This window comes from Streptomyces sp. NPDC002784 (assembly GCF_053592135.1).
The window spans coordinates 177,286-197,771 of sequence record NZ_JBSFVD010000007.1 but is presented as its reverse complement, the minus strand read 5'-3'; the positions used below and the strand labels follow the sequence as shown (position 1 = coordinate 197,771).

Annotated in this window: 18 protein-coding genes, 3 tRNA genes and 1 pseudogene; 13 read left to right on the top strand and 9 right to left on the bottom strand. The window is 72.1% G+C overall.

Annotated features, from left to right (window positions below; translation table 11 throughout):
* Window positions 1-64 precede the first annotated feature (64 nt).
* From ACWD1Z_RS16420 to ACWD1Z_RS16410, 3 genes are all read left to right on the top strand, one after another.
* Entirely contained in the window at window positions 65-433 is a 369-nt protein-coding gene (locus tag ACWD1Z_RS16420; RefSeq protein WP_451119199.1) for a hypothetical protein, read from the top strand.
* Between the two features lie 121 nt (window positions 434-554).
* Window positions 555-1,115: a bifunctional DNA primase/polymerase gene (locus ACWD1Z_RS16415; protein ID WP_451119197.1), complete on the top strand. Its 561-nt coding sequence runs from the start codon at window positions 555-557 to the stop codon at window positions 1,113-1,115.
* Window positions 1,106-1,179: transfer RNA gene (locus ACWD1Z_RS16410), tRNA-Lys, on the top strand. Before ACWD1Z_RS16415 ends, ACWD1Z_RS16410 begins: the two co-directional genes overlap by 10 nt.
* Before the next feature lie 522 nt (window positions 1,180-1,701).
* Here ACWD1Z_RS16410 and ACWD1Z_RS16405 read toward each other — a convergent pair.
* Entirely contained in the window at window positions 1,702-3,048 is a 1,347-nt protein-coding gene (locus tag ACWD1Z_RS16405) for a M6 family metalloprotease domain-containing protein (RefSeq protein WP_451119195.1), read from the bottom strand.
* Between the two features lie 364 nt (window positions 3,049-3,412).
* Here ACWD1Z_RS16405 and ACWD1Z_RS16400 point away from each other — a divergent pair, with 364 nt between their 5' ends.
* A complete protein-coding gene (locus ACWD1Z_RS16400) occupies window positions 3,413-5,260 on the top strand; it encodes a putative bifunctional diguanylate cyclase/phosphodiesterase (RefSeq protein WP_451119193.1) in 1,848 nt (615 codons plus the stop codon).
* On the opposite strand, the gene ACWD1Z_RS16395 is transcribed toward ACWD1Z_RS16400, so the two are convergent.
* From ACWD1Z_RS16395 to ACWD1Z_RS16385, 3 genes are all read right to left on the bottom strand, one after another.
* On the bottom strand, window positions 5,236-6,327 hold the full coding sequence (locus tag ACWD1Z_RS16395) for an LLM class flavin-dependent oxidoreductase (RefSeq protein WP_451119192.1): 1,092 nt from the start codon (window positions 6,325-6,327) through the stop codon (window positions 5,236-5,238). The two genes, ACWD1Z_RS16400 and ACWD1Z_RS16395, sit on opposite strands and share 25 nt — an antisense overlap.
* 96 nt (window positions 6,328-6,423) lie before the next feature.
* A complete protein-coding gene (locus ACWD1Z_RS16390; protein ID WP_451119190.1) occupies window positions 6,424-7,155 on the bottom strand; it encodes a maleate cis-trans isomerase family protein in 732 nt (243 codons plus the stop codon).
* Window positions 7,152-7,940: a maleate cis-trans isomerase family protein gene (locus ACWD1Z_RS16385; protein ID WP_451119188.1), complete on the bottom strand. Its 789-nt coding sequence runs from the start codon at window positions 7,938-7,940 to the stop codon at window positions 7,152-7,154. Before ACWD1Z_RS16385 ends, ACWD1Z_RS16390 begins: the two co-directional genes overlap by 4 nt.
* Before the next feature lie 133 nt (window positions 7,941-8,073).
* Here ACWD1Z_RS16385 and ACWD1Z_RS16380 point away from each other — a divergent pair, with 133 nt between their 5' ends.
* Both ACWD1Z_RS16380 and ACWD1Z_RS16375 read left to right on the top strand, forming a co-directional pair.
* Window positions 8,074-9,021: a D-2-hydroxyacid dehydrogenase gene (locus ACWD1Z_RS16380; RefSeq protein ID WP_451119187.1), complete on the top strand. Its 948-nt coding sequence runs from the start codon at window positions 8,074-8,076 to the stop codon at window positions 9,019-9,021.
* A gap of 22 nt (window positions 9,022-9,043) precedes the next feature.
* Complete coding sequence (locus ACWD1Z_RS16375; RefSeq protein WP_451119185.1) at window positions 9,044-10,420, top strand: amidase; 1,377 nt, start codon at window positions 9,044-9,046, stop codon at window positions 10,418-10,420.
* On the opposite strand, the gene ACWD1Z_RS16370 is transcribed toward ACWD1Z_RS16375, so the two are convergent.
* A complete protein-coding gene (locus ACWD1Z_RS16370) occupies window positions 10,401-10,895 on the bottom strand; it encodes a DUF3830 family protein (RefSeq protein WP_451119183.1) in 495 nt (164 codons plus the stop codon). The two genes, ACWD1Z_RS16375 and ACWD1Z_RS16370, sit on opposite strands and share 20 nt — an antisense overlap.
* A gap of 47 nt (window positions 10,896-10,942) precedes the next feature.
* Between ACWD1Z_RS16370 and ehuB the strand changes: the two genes are divergently transcribed.
* From ehuB to ACWD1Z_RS16340, 6 genes are all read left to right on the top strand, one after another.
* Window positions 10,943-11,848, top strand: a complete 906-nt coding sequence (gene ehuB, locus ACWD1Z_RS16365; protein WP_451119181.1) for an ectoine/hydroxyectoine ABC transporter substrate-binding protein EhuB — start codon at window positions 10,943-10,945, stop codon at window positions 11,846-11,848.
* Complete coding sequence (ehuC, locus tag ACWD1Z_RS16360; protein ID WP_451119179.1) at window positions 11,845-12,540, top strand: ectoine/hydroxyectoine ABC transporter permease subunit EhuC; 696 nt, start codon at window positions 11,845-11,847, stop codon at window positions 12,538-12,540. The genes ehuB and ehuC overlap by 4 nt, the downstream gene beginning before the upstream one ends.
* A complete protein-coding gene (gene ehuD / locus ACWD1Z_RS16355) occupies window positions 12,540-13,190 on the top strand; it encodes an ectoine/hydroxyectoine ABC transporter permease subunit EhuD (RefSeq protein ID WP_451119177.1) in 651 nt (216 codons plus the stop codon). Before ehuC ends, ehuD begins: the two co-directional genes overlap by 1 nt.
* Before the next feature lie 19 nt (window positions 13,191-13,209).
* Window positions 13,210-13,971: an ectoine/hydroxyectoine ABC transporter ATP-binding protein EhuA gene (gene ehuA / locus ACWD1Z_RS16350; RefSeq protein WP_451119338.1), complete on the top strand. Its 762-nt coding sequence runs from the start codon at window positions 13,210-13,212 to the stop codon at window positions 13,969-13,971.
* A 163-nt stretch (window positions 13,972-14,134) separates the two neighbouring features.
* Window positions 14,135-14,893: an IclR family transcriptional regulator gene (locus tag ACWD1Z_RS16345; protein WP_451119176.1), complete on the top strand. Its 759-nt coding sequence runs from the start codon at window positions 14,135-14,137 to the stop codon at window positions 14,891-14,893.
* 141 nt (window positions 14,894-15,034) lie between these two features.
* Window positions 15,035-15,108: transfer RNA gene (locus tag ACWD1Z_RS16340), tRNA-Lys, on the top strand.
* A 115-nt stretch (window positions 15,109-15,223) separates the two neighbouring features.
* Here the strand turns inward: ACWD1Z_RS16340 and ACWD1Z_RS16335 are convergent.
* From ACWD1Z_RS16335 to ACWD1Z_RS16320, 4 genes and pseudogenes are all read right to left on the bottom strand, one after another.
* Window positions 15,224-16,911: pseudogene (locus tag ACWD1Z_RS16335) on the bottom strand (AMP-binding protein).
* A 90-nt stretch (window positions 16,912-17,001) separates the two neighbouring features.
* The gene (locus ACWD1Z_RS16330) at window positions 17,002-17,607 is read right to left on the bottom strand and encodes a lytic polysaccharide monooxygenase auxiliary activity family 9 protein (RefSeq protein ID WP_389415810.1); all 606 of its coding nucleotides are present in this window, start codon (window positions 17,605-17,607) and stop codon (window positions 17,002-17,004) included.
* A gap of 118 nt (window positions 17,608-17,725) precedes the next feature.
* A complete protein-coding gene (locus ACWD1Z_RS16325) occupies window positions 17,726-18,835 on the bottom strand; it encodes an SPFH domain-containing protein (RefSeq protein ID WP_451119174.1) in 1,110 nt (369 codons plus the stop codon).
* Window positions 18,836-18,890: 55 nt separating this feature from the next.
* On the bottom strand, window positions 18,891-20,186 hold the full coding sequence (locus ACWD1Z_RS16320) for a peptidoglycan-binding protein (RefSeq protein WP_451119172.1): 1,296 nt from the start codon (window positions 20,184-20,186) through the stop codon (window positions 18,891-18,893).
* 170 nt (window positions 20,187-20,356) lie between these two features.
* Between ACWD1Z_RS16320 and ACWD1Z_RS16315 the strand changes: the two genes are divergently transcribed.
* Window positions 20,357-20,430 (top strand) — tRNA-Lys (locus tag ACWD1Z_RS16315).
* The last annotated feature ends 56 nt before the right edge of the window (window positions 20,431-20,486 follow it).

Genomic DNA, 20,486 nt, shown 5'->3' with positions numbered 1-20,486 from the left:
GCGCGGGACAATGGACGGTGGCCCGCTCCCTGGGGTCATCCGTGACGTACGAGGAGGAGAAGACATGGCGGAGCCCACGCCGCGTCGGAACGAACCGCGGCTACGCCCCGCGCCCCTGCTCTTCGAGCCCACGCAGGCGGCGGCCGACCCGGAGCACTTCTTCGACCTGGAGTCGATAGAGGACCCCCGGGCCCTGCTCGCGCGCGCGACGGAGCTGACGGTCGCCTTCCGGGCGGCGGCCGACCGTGCCGTGGAGTTCCAGGCCATCGCGGCGGCCCAGCTCGCCGACCCCCGGCGCTTCGACCGGCTGACGACCGCGGACATCGCGGAGCAGGCCGAGTGGACCGAGGACTACGCCAAGAAGATGGTCGAGTTCGGCAGAGACCTGCTGCGGGGGGCGGTCGAGGGCCGGGAGCAGATCGACCCCGTCTGAGTCGGCCCGGCATATGCCGAGCGGGCGAGATCCGGGCAAGATACCCCTTCCCTCCCCCTCCTGTCCCGATTTCCGGCAACCCTCCGGAACGGAACGCTCACGGCCGGTAGATGTATGCGCCATGAGCAGTTGCCTCGGCGCCTCGGGCGTCACCCCGGACGGAGCCGCCTGGCTGGCCTCGGCAGGAACGTATCCGCGCACCACGCTGGCGTTCTGGGAGGAGCAGCCCGACGCTCCGGTCGTCCTGCCCTGCGGTTCGGTCTTCGACGTGGTCAGCGTCCCCACGATGTTCGGGCGCCGGATGCTGGACCGGCTCTGGGACGACGGCCCCGGTTCCGGCCCGGTGGCCGTGTTCCGGGGCCGGACCCTGCTGTTCGCCGCGCCGGGCACGGCCCAGCGGTTGCCGTCGCTGCTGCGCTGGGAGGAGTTCGGGCGGACCGCGGCCGTCCCGCCCCTGCTGTGCCACGGCACCGGCGACGCGGTGACCGTCCCCGCGCCGGTCGGCACCCCCGCGCAGAGCTCCCGCTGGCTGGTGGCCCCGGACACCCGCCACCCCTGGCTTCCCGGCCCCGAGATCCTGCTCTGGGCGGCCGTCCGAGCGGCACGTGCGGCGGTGCGCATATCGATTTTTCCTCCCCCCGACCAGGATGCTAAGGTCTACGACGTCAGCAGGCGCCGCTAGCTCAGTTGGTTAGAGCAGCTGACTCTTAATCAGCGGGTCCGGGGTTCGAGTCCCTGGCGGCGCACAGACGGTGAAAGCCCCTCGCGGAAGCGGGGGGCCTTCGCATTTCCGGCACCGGCTTCCACAGCACCCCGCGGGCGGCCGGGTGTACCGGTCCCCGCAGGGGCGGCTGGGGGTCCGGGGGTTACCCCCCGGGGGACGCAGCATCAGCGGGTCTGGGGTTCGAGTCCCTGGCGGCGCACAGACGGTGAAAGCCCCTCGCGGAAGCGGGGGGCCTTCGCATTTCCGGCACCGGCTTCCACAGCACCGCACGGGCGGCCGGGTGTACCGGTCCCCTTTTCCACACCGGCTCCCTCGACTCCGCAGGGGCGGCTGGGGGTCCGGGGGTTACCCCCCGGGGGACGCAGCATCAGCGGGTCCGGGGTGCGAGTCCCTGGCGGCGCACAGACGGTGAAAGCCCCTCGCGGAAGCGGGGGGCCTTCGCATGTCCGGCACCGGCTTCCACAGCACCGCACGGGCGGCCGGGGGCGTGGAGTCCGGCGTTGCAGCCCCCGTCGGCGCACCCGCCGTACCCCCGCACCCGCCGCTACCGCGTCGCGATCCGTACCGTCCATGCCCCCGATGTCGTGCGGCCCTCCACCTCCACCCGTACTCCCTCGCCCGGCACCGTGAAGCTTTCGCCCGCGGCGATGGGGGCGTCTGCCAGGGGTGGGTAGACCGAGTTCTCCCAGCAGGCCTCCGTGTGGGGGTGGGCGTCGATCACCTCGACCGGGCCCCGGCCGGACTCCGCGCCGCTGCGGACGCGGTAGACGAGGACCCCGTCCCGGCAGGCCCCCGCGTCGTTGCCGATCCGGCCGCGCGCCTCGAAGGCGAGCGCGCTGTCCGCGCCGGTGCGTACCACCGCGAGTTTGGTGCCGCCCCCGAGCCCGAAGGCGGGAGCCCCGGCGGCGCCCGCCACCGCCACCCCCGGCCCGGCCCCGAGCGGCTCCAGGGTGAGCCGGGTGCCGGCCGGGTCCCGTACGCAGGTCACCTGGCGCGGATCCAGCCAGCCGAGCTTCCACTTGTGCCAGCCGAACAGGTCGGGGGCCAGCCCGAACTGGCTGCCCATCAGGTCCCAGTCGCCGACGTAGGTGTCCCAGTCGCCCTCGCCGTCCACCGGCCGGTGGTAGAGGTCCGGAAGATCGAAGACATGGCCCGTCTCATGGGCGAGAACCAGCCGGTCCGGCGGGTGCTGTTCGAACACCGTGACGACGCGCCGGATCTCCGTCCCGTCCGCGCGCAGCGGGGTGTCCAGGTTCACGACCTTCGTGGCGTCGGAGTCCACCCCGGGCGCGTCCGGGTCGGCGACGAAGTAGACGACGTCGTAGCGGGAGAAGTCCACCCGGCTGTCGGCGGTGGCCAGCGCGTCGCGCAGATAGGCGCCCCGGTGCACGGGCTGCCAGTCGCGCTGTATGGCGTACGCCGTCGAGGGGCGCGGCATCCGGATCCAGTCCCCGAGCGGATGCGGACGCAGCGCGAACCTGCCGTAGGAGGCCCGCTCGAAGAACCTGCTGGTGGCCGGGAAGTGGTCGGCGGTCAGCTCGGCGGGGCTGGTCAGCGGGGTGGAGTCGGGGAAGGACAGGAACACCATGACCGCGTCCAGCGAGCGGGCCGGCCGCGGATACGCGGCGTTCCAGGTGTCCAGGCCCTCCGAGTGGTGGGCGTCGGTGCGTTCGAGGGCGCAGGGCTCCGCCGAGTACGGCTCGGCGACCGAGGGGGCGGAGAGGATCGAGGTCGCGGCGAGCGCCGACATCGTGGTGAACACGGCGGCGGTGGTGCGCAGTCGGGGCCATGCGCGCAGCCGGCCCCCGAGTTCTCGGACCGTCGCACGGGTGAGTTCCCTGAGCGGGAGCTGACGCGGCACGTGGACCTCCGGGAGCGGTTCGCGGGACACCGCACCCAGCCTGTGGGAATTTGTCGTACAACGCCCTGTTTGTCTGCACCGGACGAGTGAGGGGCGCGGCGGAAAGCCGACGCCGACACCCCCGAAACGCTCACGGACCGTCACATGTGGTCGGGGGGCTGCTGAACCTGTCCAGGTGCGGGCAGAAACGAATTGTCAGATCGGCGGCTCGGTCCGGGAGACTGGACAGTGGCTGGAAGGGCCCCGACCCAGCCTCTATGATCGGCACACTTTCCTGACCCTTTTCTGTACTGTCCTGATCCTTTTCCTGCACGGATCCGGCCCGGCGGCCGCCAGGTCGGTCGGCATCCCGACGAGACCCATCCGAAGACCGAGTGCACTGCGGGAGCGAGCGGTGAGCGGAACGTCCGAAGGGCCGGCGCCCGCGGCAGATCTCATCGGGCCGGCCGTCACAGAGAGTAGTCAAGGGTCCCCTTCGCGTACCGGTCCGCACGAGCGGCCGGACGCCACGCCCTTCCGGTCCGCCTTCCACGCCGCTCCCCTGGCGATGGCCGTCGTCGACCGCGAGGGCCTGGTCACCGGCGCCAACCCGGCCCTCGGCGAGCTGCTCGGCAGGACCCCGCAGGCGCTGGCCGGAACGGTCGCCGCCGACCTGGTGGACCTGACGTCCGACGCGCGCACCTGGCACGCGTACCGCGAGGTGCTGCGCGGCCGGCAGGCCCGGCTGCGCTGCACGCGCCGGCTGAAGCACCCCGACGGGCACTGCCTGTGGGTGCAGGTCGCCATCGCGCCGCTGCCCGCCGAGGAGCGCGGCGGGGTCCTGCTGTCGGTCGCCGACATCAGCGCCCGGCGCGAACTCCAGGCCCGGCTGCGGCACTTGCAGAACCACGACCCGGTGACCCGGCTGCCCAACCGCACCCTGTTCTTCGAGCGCCTGTCGGCCGCGCTGGAGGCGGAGGCGTACCAGGAGGGCACCGGGCGGATCGGGCTGTGCTATCTCGACCTGGACGGCTTCAAGGCGGTCAACGACACCCTCGGCCACCGGGTGGGCGACCGGCTGCTGGCGGCCGTGGCCGAGCGGCTGACCCGGTGCGCGGACGAGGCGGCGTACGCCAGGGCGAGCACCCCGCTGGTGGCACGGCTCGGCGGGGACGAATTCGCCCTGCTGGTCGAGGACTCCACGGGCACCGAGCAACTCGCCGAGCTCGCCGAGTCGGTGCTCACGGCGCTCCAGGACCCCTTCGACATCTCGGGCCGGCGGCTGTCGGTGTCGGCGTCGATCGGGGTGGTGGAGCGGCATGCCGCCGGGACCAGCCCCACCGCGCTGATGCAGGCCGCCGACACCACGCTGTACTGGGCGAAGGCCGACGGCAAGGACCGCTGGACGCTGTTCGACCCCGAGCGCAACGCCCACCGCATGACCCGCCAGGCCCTCGCCTCCACGCTCCGGCCCGCCATCGAGCGCGGGGAGTTCGTGCTGGAGTACCAGCCGCTGGTGTGCATGGAGGACGGCCGGCTGCGCGGGGTGGAGGCGCTGGTGCGGTGGGATCATCCGCAGTTCGGACTGCTGACGCCGAATCGGTTCATCGGACTGGCCGAGGAGGACGGCTCGATCGTGCCGCTCGGCCGCTGGGTGCTGGCCACCGCCTGCCGCCAGGCCCGGCAGTGGCAGCTGGACCGCCCGGACGAGCCGCCGATCTTCGTCAGCGTGAACGTGGCGGTCCGTCAGGTCTGGGACTCCGACCTGGTCGCCGACGTGGCCGAGATCCTCGCGGAGACCGGCCTGGCGCCGCACCTGCTCCAGCTGGAGCTGACCGAGTCCGCGGTGATGGGCTCCGGCGGCCGGCCGCAGCAGGCGCTCCAGGCGCTCAGCGACATGGGCGTGCACATCGCGATCGACGACTTCGGCACCGGCTACTCGAACCTGGCCTACCTGAGCCGGCTTCCGGTGTCGGTGCTGAAGCTGGACGGTTCCTTCGTCAAGGGCTTCCAGTACGACGGTGAGGGCATCGCGCCGAACCCCGCCGACGAGGTCGTGGTGGAGGCGATGATCCAGCTCGCCCACCGGCTGGGGCTCACCGTGACGGCGGAGTGCGTGGAGACGTCGGCGCAGGCGTCCCGGCTACGGCGGATCGGCTGCGACACCGGCCAGGGGTGGCTGTACTCGCGGCCGGTGACGCCGGATCGTATCTCCGAGCTGCTGCGCTCGCCGGAGGTTCAGGCGACCGCCCGCAGGTCGTAGGCGTCCGCGAGGAGTTCGTAGGACCGCAGCCGCAGCTCGCCGCGGTGGGCGTGGGACGTGATCATCAACTCGTCGGCGCCGGTGCGCTTGTGGAGGTCGTCCAGGCCCGAGCGGACCTCGTCGGCGGTGCCGTGCACGATGTTGGCGCCCCAGGAGGCGATGAACTCCTCCTCCATGGCGCTGAACCGGTGCGCCTCGGCCTCCTCGGGGCTGGGGAAGAGCCCGGGCCGCCCGGTCCGCAGCCGCACCATGCTGAGCCCGGTGGCCCGCACCTGCCGCCGAGCCTCCCGCGGGTCGTCGGTGGCGAGCGCGGAGACGCCGATCAGGGCGTACGGCGCGGCCAGCACATCGGACGGCCGGAAGGACTCCCGGTAGAGATCGAGCGCCGGGATCGTGTTGTGCGCGGAGAAGTGGTGCGCGAAGGCGAAGGGCAGACCAAGGGTGCCGGCCAGCCGGGCGCTGAAGCCGGAGGAGCCGAGGAGCCAGACGGGCGGCCGGTGCGGGCTCTGCACCCCGCCGGGGGCGGTGGCCTGGACCGGGCCCGGGACGGCGTGGATGCGGCGGTAGGGGTGGCCGTCGGGGAAGTCGTCGTCGAGGAAGCGGGTGAGCTCGGCGAGCTGCTGGGGGAAGTCGTCGGCGGCTTCGTTCAGCCGGTCGGTGCGGCGCAGGGCGGCGGCCGTGGCGCCGTCCGTGCCCGGCGCCCGGCCGAGGCCGAGGTCGACCCGGCCGGGGGCGAGCGCCTCCAGGGTGCCGAACTGCTCGGCGATGACCAGGGGGGCGTGGTTGGGGAGCATGACGCCGCCGGAGCCGAGGCGGATGCGGCCGGTGTGGGCGGCGAGGTGGGCGAGGATCACGGCGGGCGAGGAGGAGGCCACGCCGGGCATGGAGTGGTGCTCGGCGATCCAGTAGCGGTGGAACCCGCGGGACTCCGTGAGGCGGGCGAGGTCGACGCTGGTGCGCAGCGCGTCGGTGGCGGTGCTGCCCGCGCCGACGGTGACCAGGTCGAGTACGGACAGGGGGACGGGGGCGGTGCCCTGTGCCGTGCCCCGGATCTCGTCTGCCGCCATGGGTGAGTGCCTCCTGAAATCGCGCCGGCGTGGTTCCTCGGGCGATAACAGGAGGCAGACTCCGCTTTATTCCCTTCCCGGCTGTCTCCCGTGCTTCTACACCTGGACGATCGGCTCCCTCGTGAACAGGGAGCCCAGTGCCGGGGCGTTCACCCTGCGGTCGGTCAGGCGCAGCGCCTCCCAGACCGTGACCTGGTTGGCCGTCAGGACCGGCTTGGACAGTTCCTTCTCCAGCGCCGGGATCAGCGCCACGGTGTGCAGTGCCGTGTCCGGGAGCAGGACCGCCTCCGCCGCCTCGTGGTCGGCCCGGCGGGCGAGGGCCAGGACCTCCTCCTCGCCCCACTGGCCCACCTCGGCCGCCGTGACGATGCCGGAACCCCGCACCGACACCACCTCCGCGCCGCCCGCCCGCAGGAACCCGGCGAACAGGTCCGTCACGTCGTCGGGGTACGTCGCCCCCACCGCCACCCGGCGCAGCCCCAGCTCCGCCAGCGCGTGCACGAAGGCGAAGGAGGTCGAGGAGGCCGGCATGCCCGCGGCCAGGGCGAGGGTGCGTACCTGCTCGTGGGCGCCCTCCCAGCCGTATACGAAGCTGCCGCTCGTGCAGGCCCAGACCACCGCCTCCGCGCCGGTCAGCCGCAGGTGCTCCACGCCCGCCGCCAGGCGGTCCGCGGAGCCCATCTCCCTGAGGGCGTCCACCCGGTGCGCGTCCTCGCCGATGTCCGTGTGCACCAGGTCAACCCGGATGTCGCTGCCCAGGAGCTGCTCGATGCGTGGATAGTCGTCCTCGGCGGAGTGGCCCGGGTAGAGGAATCCGAGTGCCGTCATGTCGAACCTTCCTGCTGCTGTTCCACGTCCGGAAGTGCGGTACCGCTGCGGGCCGCCGGATCGATCAGCGTCTGGTACGGCCCCGTGGCTCGGGTACCCAGCCGACGCAGGGCCGCCCACATCGTGACCTGGTTGGCCGAGATCACCGGTATGCGCAGTTCCGCCTCCAGTTGCGGGATCACGTCGTAGGTCGGCAGGTTGGTGCAGCTGATGAACAGGCAGTCCGTGCCGCGCCGCACCGCCCTGCGCGCCATGTCCACCACATCGCGGTAGGGCACCTTCCATATGTGCCGCGTCAGCCCCATGAACGCACACCCCGTCACCCTGACGCCCGCCTCGGCCACGTAGTCCTCCAGCGACCTGGTCACCGACACCGTGTACGGCGTCACCAGCGCCACCCGTCGCGCGCCGAGGTCGGCCAGCGCCTCCAGCAGCGCCCCCGAGGTGGTCACCGAGGGCACCGCGCCCGCCCTGGTCATCGCCTCGCACATCGCCCGCTCGCCCGCGATCCCGCCGACGAAGCTGCCCGAGGTGCAGGCGTAGGCCACCACCTCGGGGGCGATGGCGATCAGGGTGCGGACCCCCTCGGAGAGGGTCTCGTATTCGCTCACCAGCCGCGCCAGGTCCAGGCTCACCTCGACCGGCACGTACGGCGTGCGGGTCAGGTGCAGGGAGACCTCGTCCGGGATCCAGCGCCACAGTTCGCGGTCGAGGGCGAAGTCGAACGGCGCGACCACACCGACACCGCGCTGCGGCCGGGGACCGCCGAGGAAGGACACGTCCATCGCAGGCACCGCCCTCGCGAGGAGCCATGGGAACGGCGGACGGTGCGGGCGTCCGTGTTGACGAAGGTAGATTCGGGTGCGAGCGTGGTCAATCCGCGCATGTCAGACGTCCGGTTCTCAGCGAAGGAACGGCATGACCACGCCCACGCTGCTCGTCCTGGACGCCGACCCGCTCCCCCGGCTCGGACGGCTCACCGGGCGGGCGCGGATCGAGCACGCGGACCCCGCCACCCTCGCCGACCGGCTGCCGCACGCCGATGTGCTGCTGGTCTGGGACTTCACCTCGCACGCCGTACGGCACGCCTGGCCCGGTGACGGCCCCCGGCCCCGCTGGGTCCACACGGCGAGCGCGGGCGTGGACCACCTGATGTGTCCGGAACTCGCCGCCTCCGACACCGTGGTCACCAACGCCCGCGGCATCTTCGACGAGCCCATCGCCGAGTACGTCGCCGCCCTCGTCCTGGCGATGGCCAAGGACCTGCCGCGCACCCTGGAGCTCCAGGGGCAGCGGACCTGGCAGCACCGCGAGTCGCGGCGGCTGAAGGGCACCCGCGCCTGTGTCGTCGGCTCCGGGCCCATCGGGCGGGCCGTCGCCCGCACGCTCAAGGCGCTCGGCGTCGTCCCCGCGCTGGTCGGCCGAGTCCCGCGCACCGGTATCCACGGCCCCGAGGACCTGGACCGGCTGATCGCCCGCGCCGACTGGATCATCGCCGCCGCACCGCTCACCGAGCAGACCCACGGCATGTTCGGCGCGCGCCGGTTCGGCGTGATGCAGCCCTCCGCGCGGTTCATCAACGTCGGCCGGGGACAGCTCGTCGTGGAGGAGGCGCTCGTCGAGGCGCTGTCCAAGCGGTGGATCGCGGGCGCCGCGCTGGACGTCTTCGCGAACGAACCCCTCGGCGCCGACAGCCCGTTGTGGGGCCTGCCGGGACTGATCGTCTCCCCGCACATGAGCGGGGACACCATCGGCTGGCGCGACGAACTCGCCGCCCAGTTCGTGGAGTTGTACGCGCGCTGGGAGGCGGGCAGAACCCTGCCGAACGTCGTCGACAAGCAGCGCGGATACGTACCGGGACGCTGAACTTCCCACCGCTGGAGGGCGTATGACCGACCTGACCGGACTGACGGCCGTACAACTCCTCGACGGTTACCGCGCGGGCGCGTTCACTCCGGTGGACGCCACGCGTGCGGTGCTGGAGCGGGCCGAGCACATCCAGCCGGAGGTGAACGCGTTCGTGCGGATCACCGCCGAGCAGGCGCTGGCGCAGGCCCGTGCGTCGGCGGAGCGGTGGCGGCGCGGGGAGCCGGCGGGGCTGCTGGACGGGGTGCCGGTCACGGTGAAGGACATCCTGCTGATGCGGGGCGCGCCCACCCTGAAGGGGTCCAGGACCATTGCGGAGCAGGGGACCTGGGACGAGGACGCGCCGTCCGTCGCCCGGCTGCGCGCGCACGGTGCCGTCTTCGTCGGCAAGACCACCACCCCCGAGTTCGGCTGGAAGGCCGTCACCGACTCGCCCCTGACCGGGATCACCCGGCATCCGCTGGACCCGACGCGCACGACCGGCGGGTCCAGCGGCGGCGCCGCGGCGGCCGTGGCGCTCGGCGCGGGCCCGCTCGCGCTCGGCACCGACGGCGGCGGAAGCGTCCGTATCCCGGCGTCCTTCTGCGGGATCTTCGCGCTGAAGCCGACCTACGGCCGGGTGCCGCTGTATCCCGCGAGCGCGTTCGGGACGCTCGCCCACGTCGGCCCGATGACCCGGGACGCCGCCGACGCGGCGCTGCTGCTCGACGTCATCGCGGCGCCGGACTCCCGGGACTGGTCGGCGCTGGGCCCCGCGGCCGGATCGTTCCGGGACGGGCTGACCGGGGGCGTGCGCGGGCTGCGGGTGGCGTACTCGCCCTCGCTCGGCGGCCAGGTGGCGGTGCGTCCGGCGGTGGCCTCGGCGGTGCGGGGGGCGGTGGAGCGGCTCGCGGGGCTCGGCGCGTACGTCGAGGAGGCCGACCCCGATGTCACCGATCCGGTGGACGCCTTCCACACCCTGTGGTTCTGCGGCGCCGCCCGGGTCACCCAGCGTCTCGGCCCGGACCAGCGGGAACTGCTCGACCCCGGTGTGCGCGAGATCGCCGCCCTCGGCGCCCGCCGCGGCGCCCTGGACTATCTGGCCGCCGTCGACGTCCGGGCGGAACTCGGCCGCCGGATGGGCCGCTTCCACGACTCCTACGACCTGCTGGTCACCCCCACCCTGCCGATCACCGCGTTCGAGGCGGGCGCCGAGGTGCCCAAGGGCTCCGGGCACCGCCGCTGGACGGGGTGGACGCCCTTCACGTACCCCTTCAACATGACCCAGCAGCCGGCCGCCACCGTCCCCGTCGGCACCGACGGGGACGGACTGCCGGTCGGTCTTCAGCTGGTGGCCGCCCGGCACCGGGACGATCTGGTGCTGCGGGCGGCGCACGCGCTCATGTCCGGCGGAAACTGAGCGTCTCCCCCGCGGCGCCCGAGCGCCAGAGGTCGTTGCACGCGTCCGCCATCTCCGTCAGACCCTCCACGATCTGACCCCAGACGATGCCGGGCACCCAGCCCACATCGCCGTTGAGCAGCAGGTTGTTGCGTTCGTAGAACAGGGCGAGGTCGACCAGGGTGGTGCCGGGGCGGACCTCGCGGTCGTAGCCGTAGGCCTTGGTGCCCAGCTCCGCGCCCGCGAAGGCGAAGTAGCACAGGTCGCCGGGGATGGGGGTGACGGTCGGGTTCTCCAGGGGTGGCTCGGTGTGCGCGAAGGGCGGGAAGAGGGCGTAGATCTCGTTGCGGGCGTATTTGGCGTGGTAGACGTCCCCGCTGAGCGGGAGGGCGTCCCAGACGGCCGCGCAGGTGATCGGTGCGCGGTCGTCCAGGAGTTTCGCCGTGCAGTGGATGTCCCGCTTCAGGAGCGAGACCTCGATGAACCGATCAGTCATGGGAACCAGGGTGCATACATCGCATGCGCTCGGGTAGCCGCGCCGCCATGGCTCCACCACTCGAACAAGGCGAACACACAACTGGACCCACCCGCCGAACGCTGCTCGCGGGGGTGGCGGCGCTCGGTGCGCTGGGCGCGGCCGGCTGCTCACGGGTCGCCACGGCGTCCGGCGAGGACGGTGGTGACCTGCTGGAACGGCTGCGCGCCGCGGGTGTCGTACGGCTGGGCATCGCGGGTGAGATCCCGTTCGGCTACATCGACCGCAACGGTGAGCTGACCGGCGAGGCACCCGAACTGGCCAAGGTGATCTTCAAGCGGCTCGGGGTGGACCGGGTGCAGCCCGTGCCGACCGAGTTCGGCTCGCTGATCCCCGGGCTCGGCTCGCAGCAGTTCGATGTCGTCGCGGCCGGGATGTACGTCAATCCCGAGCGCTGCGAGCAGGTCATCTTCGCCGACCCCGACTACCAGATGCTCGACTCCTTCATCGTCCGCAAGGGCAATCCGAAGGGTCTGCACACCTACCGGGACGTGGTGGAGAAGAAGGCGAAGTTCGCCACCGGCACCGGTTACGCGGAGATCCAGTACGCGGTCGAGGCCGGGTACGAGCAGAGCGACATCCTCATCGTCCCGGACCAGGTCGCCGGGCTGAACGCCGTGGAGGCGGGGCGGGTCGACGTGTTCGCCGGGACCGCGCTGACCACCCGCGAGGTGGTGAAGAAGTCGAGCAAGGCCGAGGCGACCAAGGCGTTCAAGCCCATCGTCGGCGGCAAACCCCATGTCGACGGCGGCGCGTTCGCCTTCCGGCCCACCGAGACCAGGCTGCGGGACGCCTTCAACGTGGAGCTGCACAAGCTGAAGAAGAGCGGCGAACTGCTGCGCATCCTCAGGCCGTTCGGCTTCACCGAGGCGGAGATGACCGACCTGACCGCGAAGGAGCTGTGCGGCGGATGACGTCGGGACTCTGGGAACTCGTACTCAAGGGCGTCTGGGTCACCGTCCAGCTGCTGTTCTTCAGCGCGCTGCTGGCCACGGCCGTCTCGTTCGTGGTCGGCATCGCCCGCACCCACCGGCTGTGGATCGTCCGCTTCCTCGCGGGCTTCTACACCGAGGTGTTCCGCGGGACCTCCGCGCTGGTGATGATCTTCTGGGTGTTCTTCGTGCTGCCCACCGCCTTCGGCTGGCAGCTGGTGCCGATGTGGGCCGGCACGCTGGCGCTCGGCCTGACGTACGGCGCGTACGGCTCGGAGATCGTGCGCGGCGCCCTGACCGCGGTGGATCCGGCGCAGCAGGAGGGCGGTATCGCCCTCAGCTTCACGCCCTGGCAGCGGATGCGGCTGATCCTGCTGCCGCAGGCGGTGCCGGAGATGATCCCGCCCTTCTCCAACCTGCTGATCGAGCTGCTCAAGGGCACCGCGCTGGTGTCGGTCATGGGCATGGGCGATCTGGCGTTCAGCGGCAACCTGGTACGGCTCGCGCTCCAGGAGAGCGCTGAGATCTACACGTACCTGCTGCTCATCTACTTCGTGATCGCCTTCCTGCTCACCCGGGTGATGCGGGGTCTGGAGAAGCAGCTGAAGGCCGGTGTCGGCAAGCAGCCGGAGAAGCGGGTCGTCGCGCCCGAGCCGGTCGGGGGTGGTCTGTGATGGCCTGGGACTGGAACGCCGTGAGCGACTTCATGCCGCACTTCTGGGACGGGCTATGGGTCACCCTCCAGGCCCTCGCCCTCGGTTCGCTGATCTCCTTCGCCCTCGGGCTGGTGTGGGCGCTGCTGATGCGCGCGCCCAGCCGCTGGGTGCGCTGGCCGGTCGGGGCGGTCACCGAGTTCATCCGCAACACCCCCCTGCTGGTGCAGCTGTTCTTCCTCTTCTACGTGCTGCCCGAGTGGGGCCTGACCTTCTCGGCGCTGACCACCGGTGTGGTCGGCATCGGGCTGCACTACTCGACGTACACGATGCAGGTCTACCGGGCCGGCATCGAGGCGGTGCCGGTCGGCCAGTGGGAGGCCGCGACGGCGCTGAACCTGCCGCTCACCCGGACGTGGACCGCGGTGATCCTGCCGCAGGCGATCCGGCGGGTCGTGCCGGCGCTCGGCAACTACGTGATCTCCATGCTCAAGGACACGCCGCTGCTGATGGCGATCACCGTCCTCGACATGCTCGGCCAGGCCCGGCTGTTCTCCCAGGAGCAGTTCCAGTTCACCGAGCCGCTGACGGTGATCGGTGTGGCCTTCATCGTCATTTCCTATCTGGCCTCCCTTCTTCTGCGAGCCCTGGAGCGACGCCTTGTCCACTGACATCCAGCCCGGCCCCGACATGAACCCCGACGACAAGCGCGCGAACGGCGAGCTGATCCGGCTGGAGCAGGTCACCAAGCGGTTCGGCGACAACACCGTCCTCGACCACCTCGACTTCTCCGTGCAGGCGGGCAAGCACGTCACGCTGATCGGCCCCTCCGGCTCCGGCAAGACCACGATCCTGCGGCTGCTGATGACGCTGACCAAGCCCGACGAGGGCACGATCACCGTGGACGGGCAGCGGCTGTTCCCGGCGCCCGAGAAGCAGGTGCGCGAGGTCCGCAAGAAGATCGGGATGGTGTTCCAGCAGTTCAACCTGTTCCCGAACATGACGGTCCTCAGGAACATCACCGAGGCCCCGGTCACCGTGCTCGGCATGTCCAAGGACGCGGCCGAGGAGCGGGCCCGGGACCTGCTGGAGCTGGTCGGCCTCACCGAGCACCTGGACAAGCGCCCCGGGCAGCTCTCCGGCGGCCAGCAGCAGCGGGTGGCGATCGCCCGGGCACTGGCGATGCGGCCGCGGGTGCTGCTGCTGGACGAGGTGACCTCGGCGCTGGACCCGGAGCTGGTCGCGGGCGTCCTCGACGTGCTCAGGGACATCGCCCGGTCCACCGACATCACGATGCTCTGTGTGACCCATGAGATGAACTTCGCCCGGGACATCTCGGACCAGGTGCTGATGTTCGACTCCGGGCGGGTTATCGAGGCCGGCGCCCCGGAGAAGATCTTCAGCGACCCCGAGCACGACCGGACCCGGGAGTTTCTCAGCGCGGTGCTGTGAGGTGGTGCGCAGGTGATGGCGCTGTCATATGCCATGGGGTTATCGCCGCAGTTGAGGGCGTCGGATTCTCGTCAACAAGCGCTCACTACAGGCCCCTTGGCGGCTATCGTGGAGATGACTCACCGGAATCCGGCCTCACACAGCTAGCGCAGGGGGAAACACCGTGGCGCTGAAGCACGAGCCGACCGCGCCGTACCACTCGGCCCAGGACGCGTTGCGCGTCCTGGAGACCGTGGCACGGCACACCACCGGAATCACCGACGCCGAACTCGCCCGGCACACCACCCTCAGCCCCGAGCGCCTGACCAGCCTGCTGAGGATGCTGCGCCGCGAGGGGTACGTCGAGCAGATCACCGACGGCGCCTATGTCACCGGCGAGGCGCTGGCCCGGCTGGGCTCGGCGCACGACCGGGAGGCGGCCCTGCGCGAGAAGCTCCAGCGGACGCTGGACCGGCTGCGCGACTCGGTCGGCGCGGCGGTGTACATCAGCCGGTACGTCGACGGTGAGGTGAAGGTCACCCAGTACGCCGAGAGCCCGGCCGCTCCCGCGGTGAACGAGTGGGTGGACTTCCGTTTCTCCGCCCATGCGACGGCGGTCGGCAAGAGCCTGCTCACCCAGCTCGACCACAACGGCCGGCGGGACCATCTCTCGCGGCACAAGATGGCCCGGCTCACCTCGCGCACGATCACCAGTGACAAGCTCCTGCTGTCCCGGCTCGCGGCCCAGCCGCCGACGGTTCCCGTACTGGATCTGCAGGAGTACGCGGTGGGCACGGTGTGCGCCGCGGTGCCGATCACGGCGGGGGCGTCCGTGGGGTGCCTGGCTGTGTCGCTGCCGCTGGAGCACGCGCATCGGCTGCGGCAGGCGGCGGACGCGCTGAACCGGAACGCGGCGCCGGTGCTGTTGTCCCTGGCGATCTAGGCCGTCTCCCGTCCGCGGGCCGTGGGGGCTGGTCGCCAGTTCTCCGCGCCCCTGGGTGGTTCGAAGCACCCGCTCGGACCAGGTACTATTTTCTTCGTCGCCGGCCGCGAGACACCAAAACAAGCGGTTGGCGTGAGTCATGCGCCGCTAGCTCAGTTGGTTAGAGCAGCTGACTCTTAATCAGCGGGTCCGGGGTTCGAGTCCCTGGCGGCGCACAGATGACGAAGGCCCCTCGCGCGCAGCGGGGGGCCTTCACCTTTTGGCTCCCGGCCACCTCGGTGGCGCGGGGACGACTGGGGGTCCGGGGGTTACCCCCCGGGAGACGCAGCATCAGCGGGTCCGGGGTTCGAGTCCCTGGCGGCGCACAGACGGTGAAGGCCCTTCGCGAGCAGCGGGGGGCCTTCGCTTTGTCAGGGGCTCGGGGAGACGAGAGGGCCCTTCGCGTCCTCCGGGGTGAGGGGGCGGTAGGTGAGCTCGTGTGGTGGGCGCCACCACACCGGGTCCGGGCAGTGCACGCCCTGCCGTCTGAGCTGGGCTCGGTGGATCTTGTTCGTCGCGGTGACCGGCATCCGGTCCATGACCCGCACGAAACGGGGCGCCATCTTCGTCCCCAGGTCCGGCTGGGCGAGCAGGAACTCCGCGAACCCCAGCGGGTCGAAGTCCCCGGCGAGGGCCGCCATCACCTGGTCCCCGGTCACCGGGTCCGGCACCGCGTACACGGCGACGGCGCGGGCGCCCTCGTACCGGGCGAGGATGTTCTCGATCATCGCGGCGGCCAGGTTCTCCCCGTCGACCCGCAGCCGGTCGTCGGTCCGCCCGGCGAACCAGAGGTAGCCGTCCGCGTCCCGGCAGAAGAGGTCGCCGGTCCAGTACGCCCCGTCCCGCCGCCGCTCCGCCTCCGCCGCCGGATTGCGCCAGTACCCCTCGAAGGGGTTCGGCCCCCGGTTCACCAGCTCCCCTATCGCCTCGTCCCCGTTCAGCAGCCGCCCGCCCGAGTCGAACCGCGCCGCCGGCCGCTCCCGGCCCGTCTCCGGATCGAGTACGACGAGCCCGGGCCCCGCCCGCCCCACCGCCCCGGCCGGAGTCCCCGGCGACCACTGCACCGCGGCACCGCCCTCGGAGGACCCGTACCCCTCCACCAGCCGCACCCCGAACCGCCGCTCGAAGGCCGCCGCGTCCGCCCGCCCCGCCTCGGTCCCGAAGCCGAGCCGCAGCGGGTTGTCGCGGTCGTCGGAGCGCGGCTCGGTGGCGAGGAGGTACTGGACGGCCCGGCCGACGTAGGTGAAGTAGGTCGCCCCGTACGTGCGTACGTCCGCCAGGAACCCGGACGCCGAGAACCGCCGCCGCAGCGCCACGCCCGCCCCGGCCGCGAGGGCGGGGGCCCAGTCGGCGATGACGGCGTTGCCGTGGAACATCGGCATGCAGATGTAGTGGACGTCCTCGGGGCCGGTGCCGAACTGTCCGGCCAGCGACCTCCCCGCCGCGGCCAGCCGGCCCTGCGTGCAGATCGCGGCCTTGGGGGCGCCGGTGGAGCCGGAGGTGAAGCAGAGCAGCAGCCGGTCGCCCGGGGTGGCGCGGGAGGTGTCGGGACGGGCGCCGGCATACGGCGCGAGCAGGGCGTCGTACTCCTCGGAGCCGGTCAGCAGGATCCGGACGCCGGGCAGGTCGAGGCCCTTGAGCAGGGGCAGATGACCCGGCTCGGTGATCAGGACGCGGCACTCGGTGTGCAGGATGTCCCGGGCCAACTCCGGGCCTCTGCGGGTGGGGTTGATCCCGGCGACCGCGGCCCGGGCGAGGGCGGCGGCGCCGATCCACAGGGGGTACTCCGGGGTGTTGTCGAGCAGGACCGCGACGTGCGGCTCGGCGCCGGCCGGCAGCAGGTCGGCCAGGAGCGCCGCGCGGGCGGCGGCACCGGCGGCAACCTCGTGGTGGGTCATCACCCGGTCCGCGCACCACAGCCCCGGCCGGTGATCACCCCAGCGCGCCCCTACGAGTTCGGCGATGCTCGTGGACTCCATGGCCGCGCAGGGTAATTGACGCTTCGTCAGATGAACATGCCCGGGCTCCCCCGAGGACGGTCGGCCGCCCCCGGAGGACCCCGGTGAGGCTCAGAACGTGACGTCCGAGCAGGCGTAGAACGCGTTGTTGGTGTCGGCGACCGTCCACACCGCAAGGATCACGTGCCGTCCGCTGAGCCCGGACGGCAGCCTGCCACTGTGCGAGAGCGTGGACGGTGGCCGCTGGTTGTTGTACGGCACCGTCAGGAACGGTGTGAGGTTGAGGTCGGAGCGGGCCAGATTGTGGTTCTGGTTCCAGCCCGGCTTGGTGATGTAGTACCGGAAGTCGGTCGTGGCGTGCATGGCCGTGAACTGCCAGCGGAAGGTGTAGCTCTGACCGCCGGTCACCTTGGTCGCGGGCCAGGCGCCGCCCGAGGGGGTGCGCGGGGCGCTGAGCTGGCCGAAGTGGCCGACCCCGCCGTTGCATATCTGCCCGTCGGCCGGGCCGGAGCCCGGGAAGCCCTTCGGGCCCTCGACGCTCTGCGGCTCCCACTGGATGGAGCCGCAGTTGGTCACGGTGCCGTTCTGGCAGAGCTTCTGCCTGCTGATGGGGAGATCGGTGTAGCCGTGGCCGCTGGCCCCGCCGGACGAGAGCACTAGGGCTCCGGTGGTGGCGAGACCGACCACGGCAGCAGACAACTTGGTCTTTCTGCGCATGCTGCCGCTCCTGGGAACGTGGGGGATGTTCAGTGAGCCGTGCAGGGTAGGTCTAGACCAAGTCCGAGAATATTGCCGTTGGTTGGCCATGTCCAGAACAAAGACATGACCACACCCATCACGGGGCGGATTCCCCGCGCCCGGCGCAGAAGGCGACCGTGAGGTCCTTCACCAGTGCCTTGCGCTCGTAGTCGTCGAGTTCGACGAGCCCTCGCATGGTCAGCCGGGTCACCGTGTCCTCCACCGAGTCCACCACCGAGGTGAGCATCGACGCCCGGTGCTGGGCGTCCAGCGCGGCGATCCGGCGCCGGTGCATGGCGGCGGCCACCTCGGGGGCGTACTCCACCCGGACCGGCTGCACCGAGAACACCTCGACGCCGACGGGCGCCGCGTCGGCCGCGACCAGCCGGGTCAGCGCCTCGCCCGCCGCATCCCCGCAGCCGCGCCCCGACCCCGGCGCCTCCACCGGGACCCGGGCGAGCGCGGCCGCCACGCACTCCCGCAGATAGGCCTCGTGGTCCTCGACGCCCAGCGTGGCCCGCGCGGTGTCCCGCACCCGCCACACCGCGAGGACCACCACCCGCAGCGCGACCCCGCTCGCGTCGGCCGCCGGCATCGGCTCGCTGCGCCAGTGCCGCAGCCGTACGTCCACCCGGCGGCGCAGCAGCATCGGGTTGACCCACATCAGTCCGGTGCGCCGGACGGTCCCCCGGTAGCGGCCGAACAGACCGAGCACCCAGGCCCGTCCGGTCCGGCCCCGGGCCAGTCCACCGAAGCCGAACAGGCCGAGGGCGCCGGCCCCGGCGTAGGCCGCCCACTGCGCGGGGCCGAGGCTCCCGCCCGCGTACGACGGCAGCCGCAGCGCCTCCAGCACGAGCGGCGGCAGCGCCCCGGCCCACCAGGAGGTGACCGCGCAGCCCGCGAGACCGCAGGCACCGGCCAGCACGCCCACCGCGCCGGGCAGCACCCTGGCGGGCCGCTCGGCCAGGGCCGGGTCCACGTCGGGCACGGTCCGCGCCCTCGTGGCGGCCGGCCGGCGCAGCCGCGGCTGCTCCCCCGTGCCCTGCCGGCGGCCGACGACGGCGGGATTCAGCGGGACGGACACCGGGGCGGGTTCGTCCCGGAAGAGCAGATGGACGGGGATCTCGGTGGTGGCCTCGTTCTGGATCAGCCGGGCGGTCCTGGGCGGTCCCTCGGACTCCGGTGTCGGTGAAGTGGTCGTGCTCATGCGTGCCTCCAGCCTCCGCGCCAGATGCGTCACAACAGGGGGGGGTACAGATCGATTACGCGAACAGCCGCCGCCAGGTCTCCGGCCCCGGATAGCCGTCCGCCGCGCCGCCCCGCCATCCCTGGGCGCGCTGGAACGCCTCGACGTTCCGCCGGTCCGCCTCGCCCCAGCGCGGCCCGGGACCGGTCGTGTAGTGCTTGCCGAACCCTTTCTTCACCAGCTGCTTCCCGAGCTGCGTGACGTAGGTGTTGTCGGCTCCGGGCCGGAACAGCGCCCGTCCCGGATATCCGGGCACCCCGTGCGAGGAGGGCGGCGCGGGCGCCCCGGCCGCTCCCGCGGTGATGTCCTTGCCCTGGCCGGTGACCAGCAGGGCCCAGGTCCGCGGCCCCGGCAGCCCGTCCGCGTCCCCGCCGCGCCAGCCCTGCGCCTGCTGGAAGGCCTGCGTGGCCCGCCGGTCGGCGTCCGACCAGCGCGGTCCGGGGCCCGAGGTGTAGTAGCGCCCCGCCCCGCGCTCGACGAGCATGCGGCCCAGCTCGGTGACGTACTTGTTGTTGGCCCCGGGCCCGAAGTAGGCCCGCCCCGGATAGGGCGCCGCCTCCGGTCCGGCGGTCTCCGGCACCGAGCCAGCCGTACCGCCGGCGAGGCCCTTGTAGCGGTAGGGGACATAGCGGCTGGAGTGGGTCCAGTAGGCGTACGGGGTGGCCTGCCTGCGGGCGTGCGGGCGGGTCGCCTCGTAGGCGATGTAGGAGGTGTGGGTGTAGTCCGTCCAGCCGCCGAAGAGGACGACGTGGGAGCCCCGCTCGGGATCGGCCGGGTTGTGGAACAGCAGCATGTCGCCGGGCTGGAGGTCCTCCTTCGCGATGCGCACGCCGTACTGGTCGAGCGAGCCGGTCCACTCGTTGCCGGGCAGGCTCCAGGCCATCGAGACGAACCCCGAGCAGTCCTGCCGGTACCCGTCCGACCAGTACTGGGACATGCTGTACGGCACCTTCGCCGCGACCCACTGCTTGGCCCGCCGGATGATCTCCGCCCGGGTGGTGCTGGGCGCCGCGGAAGGCTTCGCCGGACCCCCGCCGGGGCCGTGCAGCGGGGCCTTGCTCCCCTGCGGGGTGTCGGGCTCGTCGGCCGCCGGAAGGCTCGGCCGGGCGGGCGCCTGCGGGGCCGCGAGCGCCGGTACGGCGTGCCCGGCGCCGAGCGCCGCCGCGGCGGCGGCCACGATCACCGTCCGGTGGGCCGGATGGGCGCCCCCGCGTCCGGCCGCGGAGTGCGGCAGGACACGGCGCCAGTGAACGCATCCGGGGCACTCGCAGTCGTTCGGGGGATCGAATTCCTCGAAGACCGGAGTCCCCATGCGATGACCCTCACATTCCGGATGGAAATGTCCGCGTGTGTACACATTCGCCAGTTTCGCAACTGTCTTCCGGGCGCGCATGTTGACGGTCCGAATGATGTACGGCCCGGGGCACGGCCGGGGCCGTCCGGAGCACCCTCCCAGGTCGGGTAGAGTTGTCGCGTCAGCAGGCGCCGCTAGCTCAGTTGGTTAGAGCAGCTGACTCTTAATCAGCGGGTCCGGGGTTCGAGTCCCTGGCGGCGCACCGACACAGGAAGCCCCCCGTCGACGCGGGGGGCTTCCCGCGTCCCCGGACGCGCA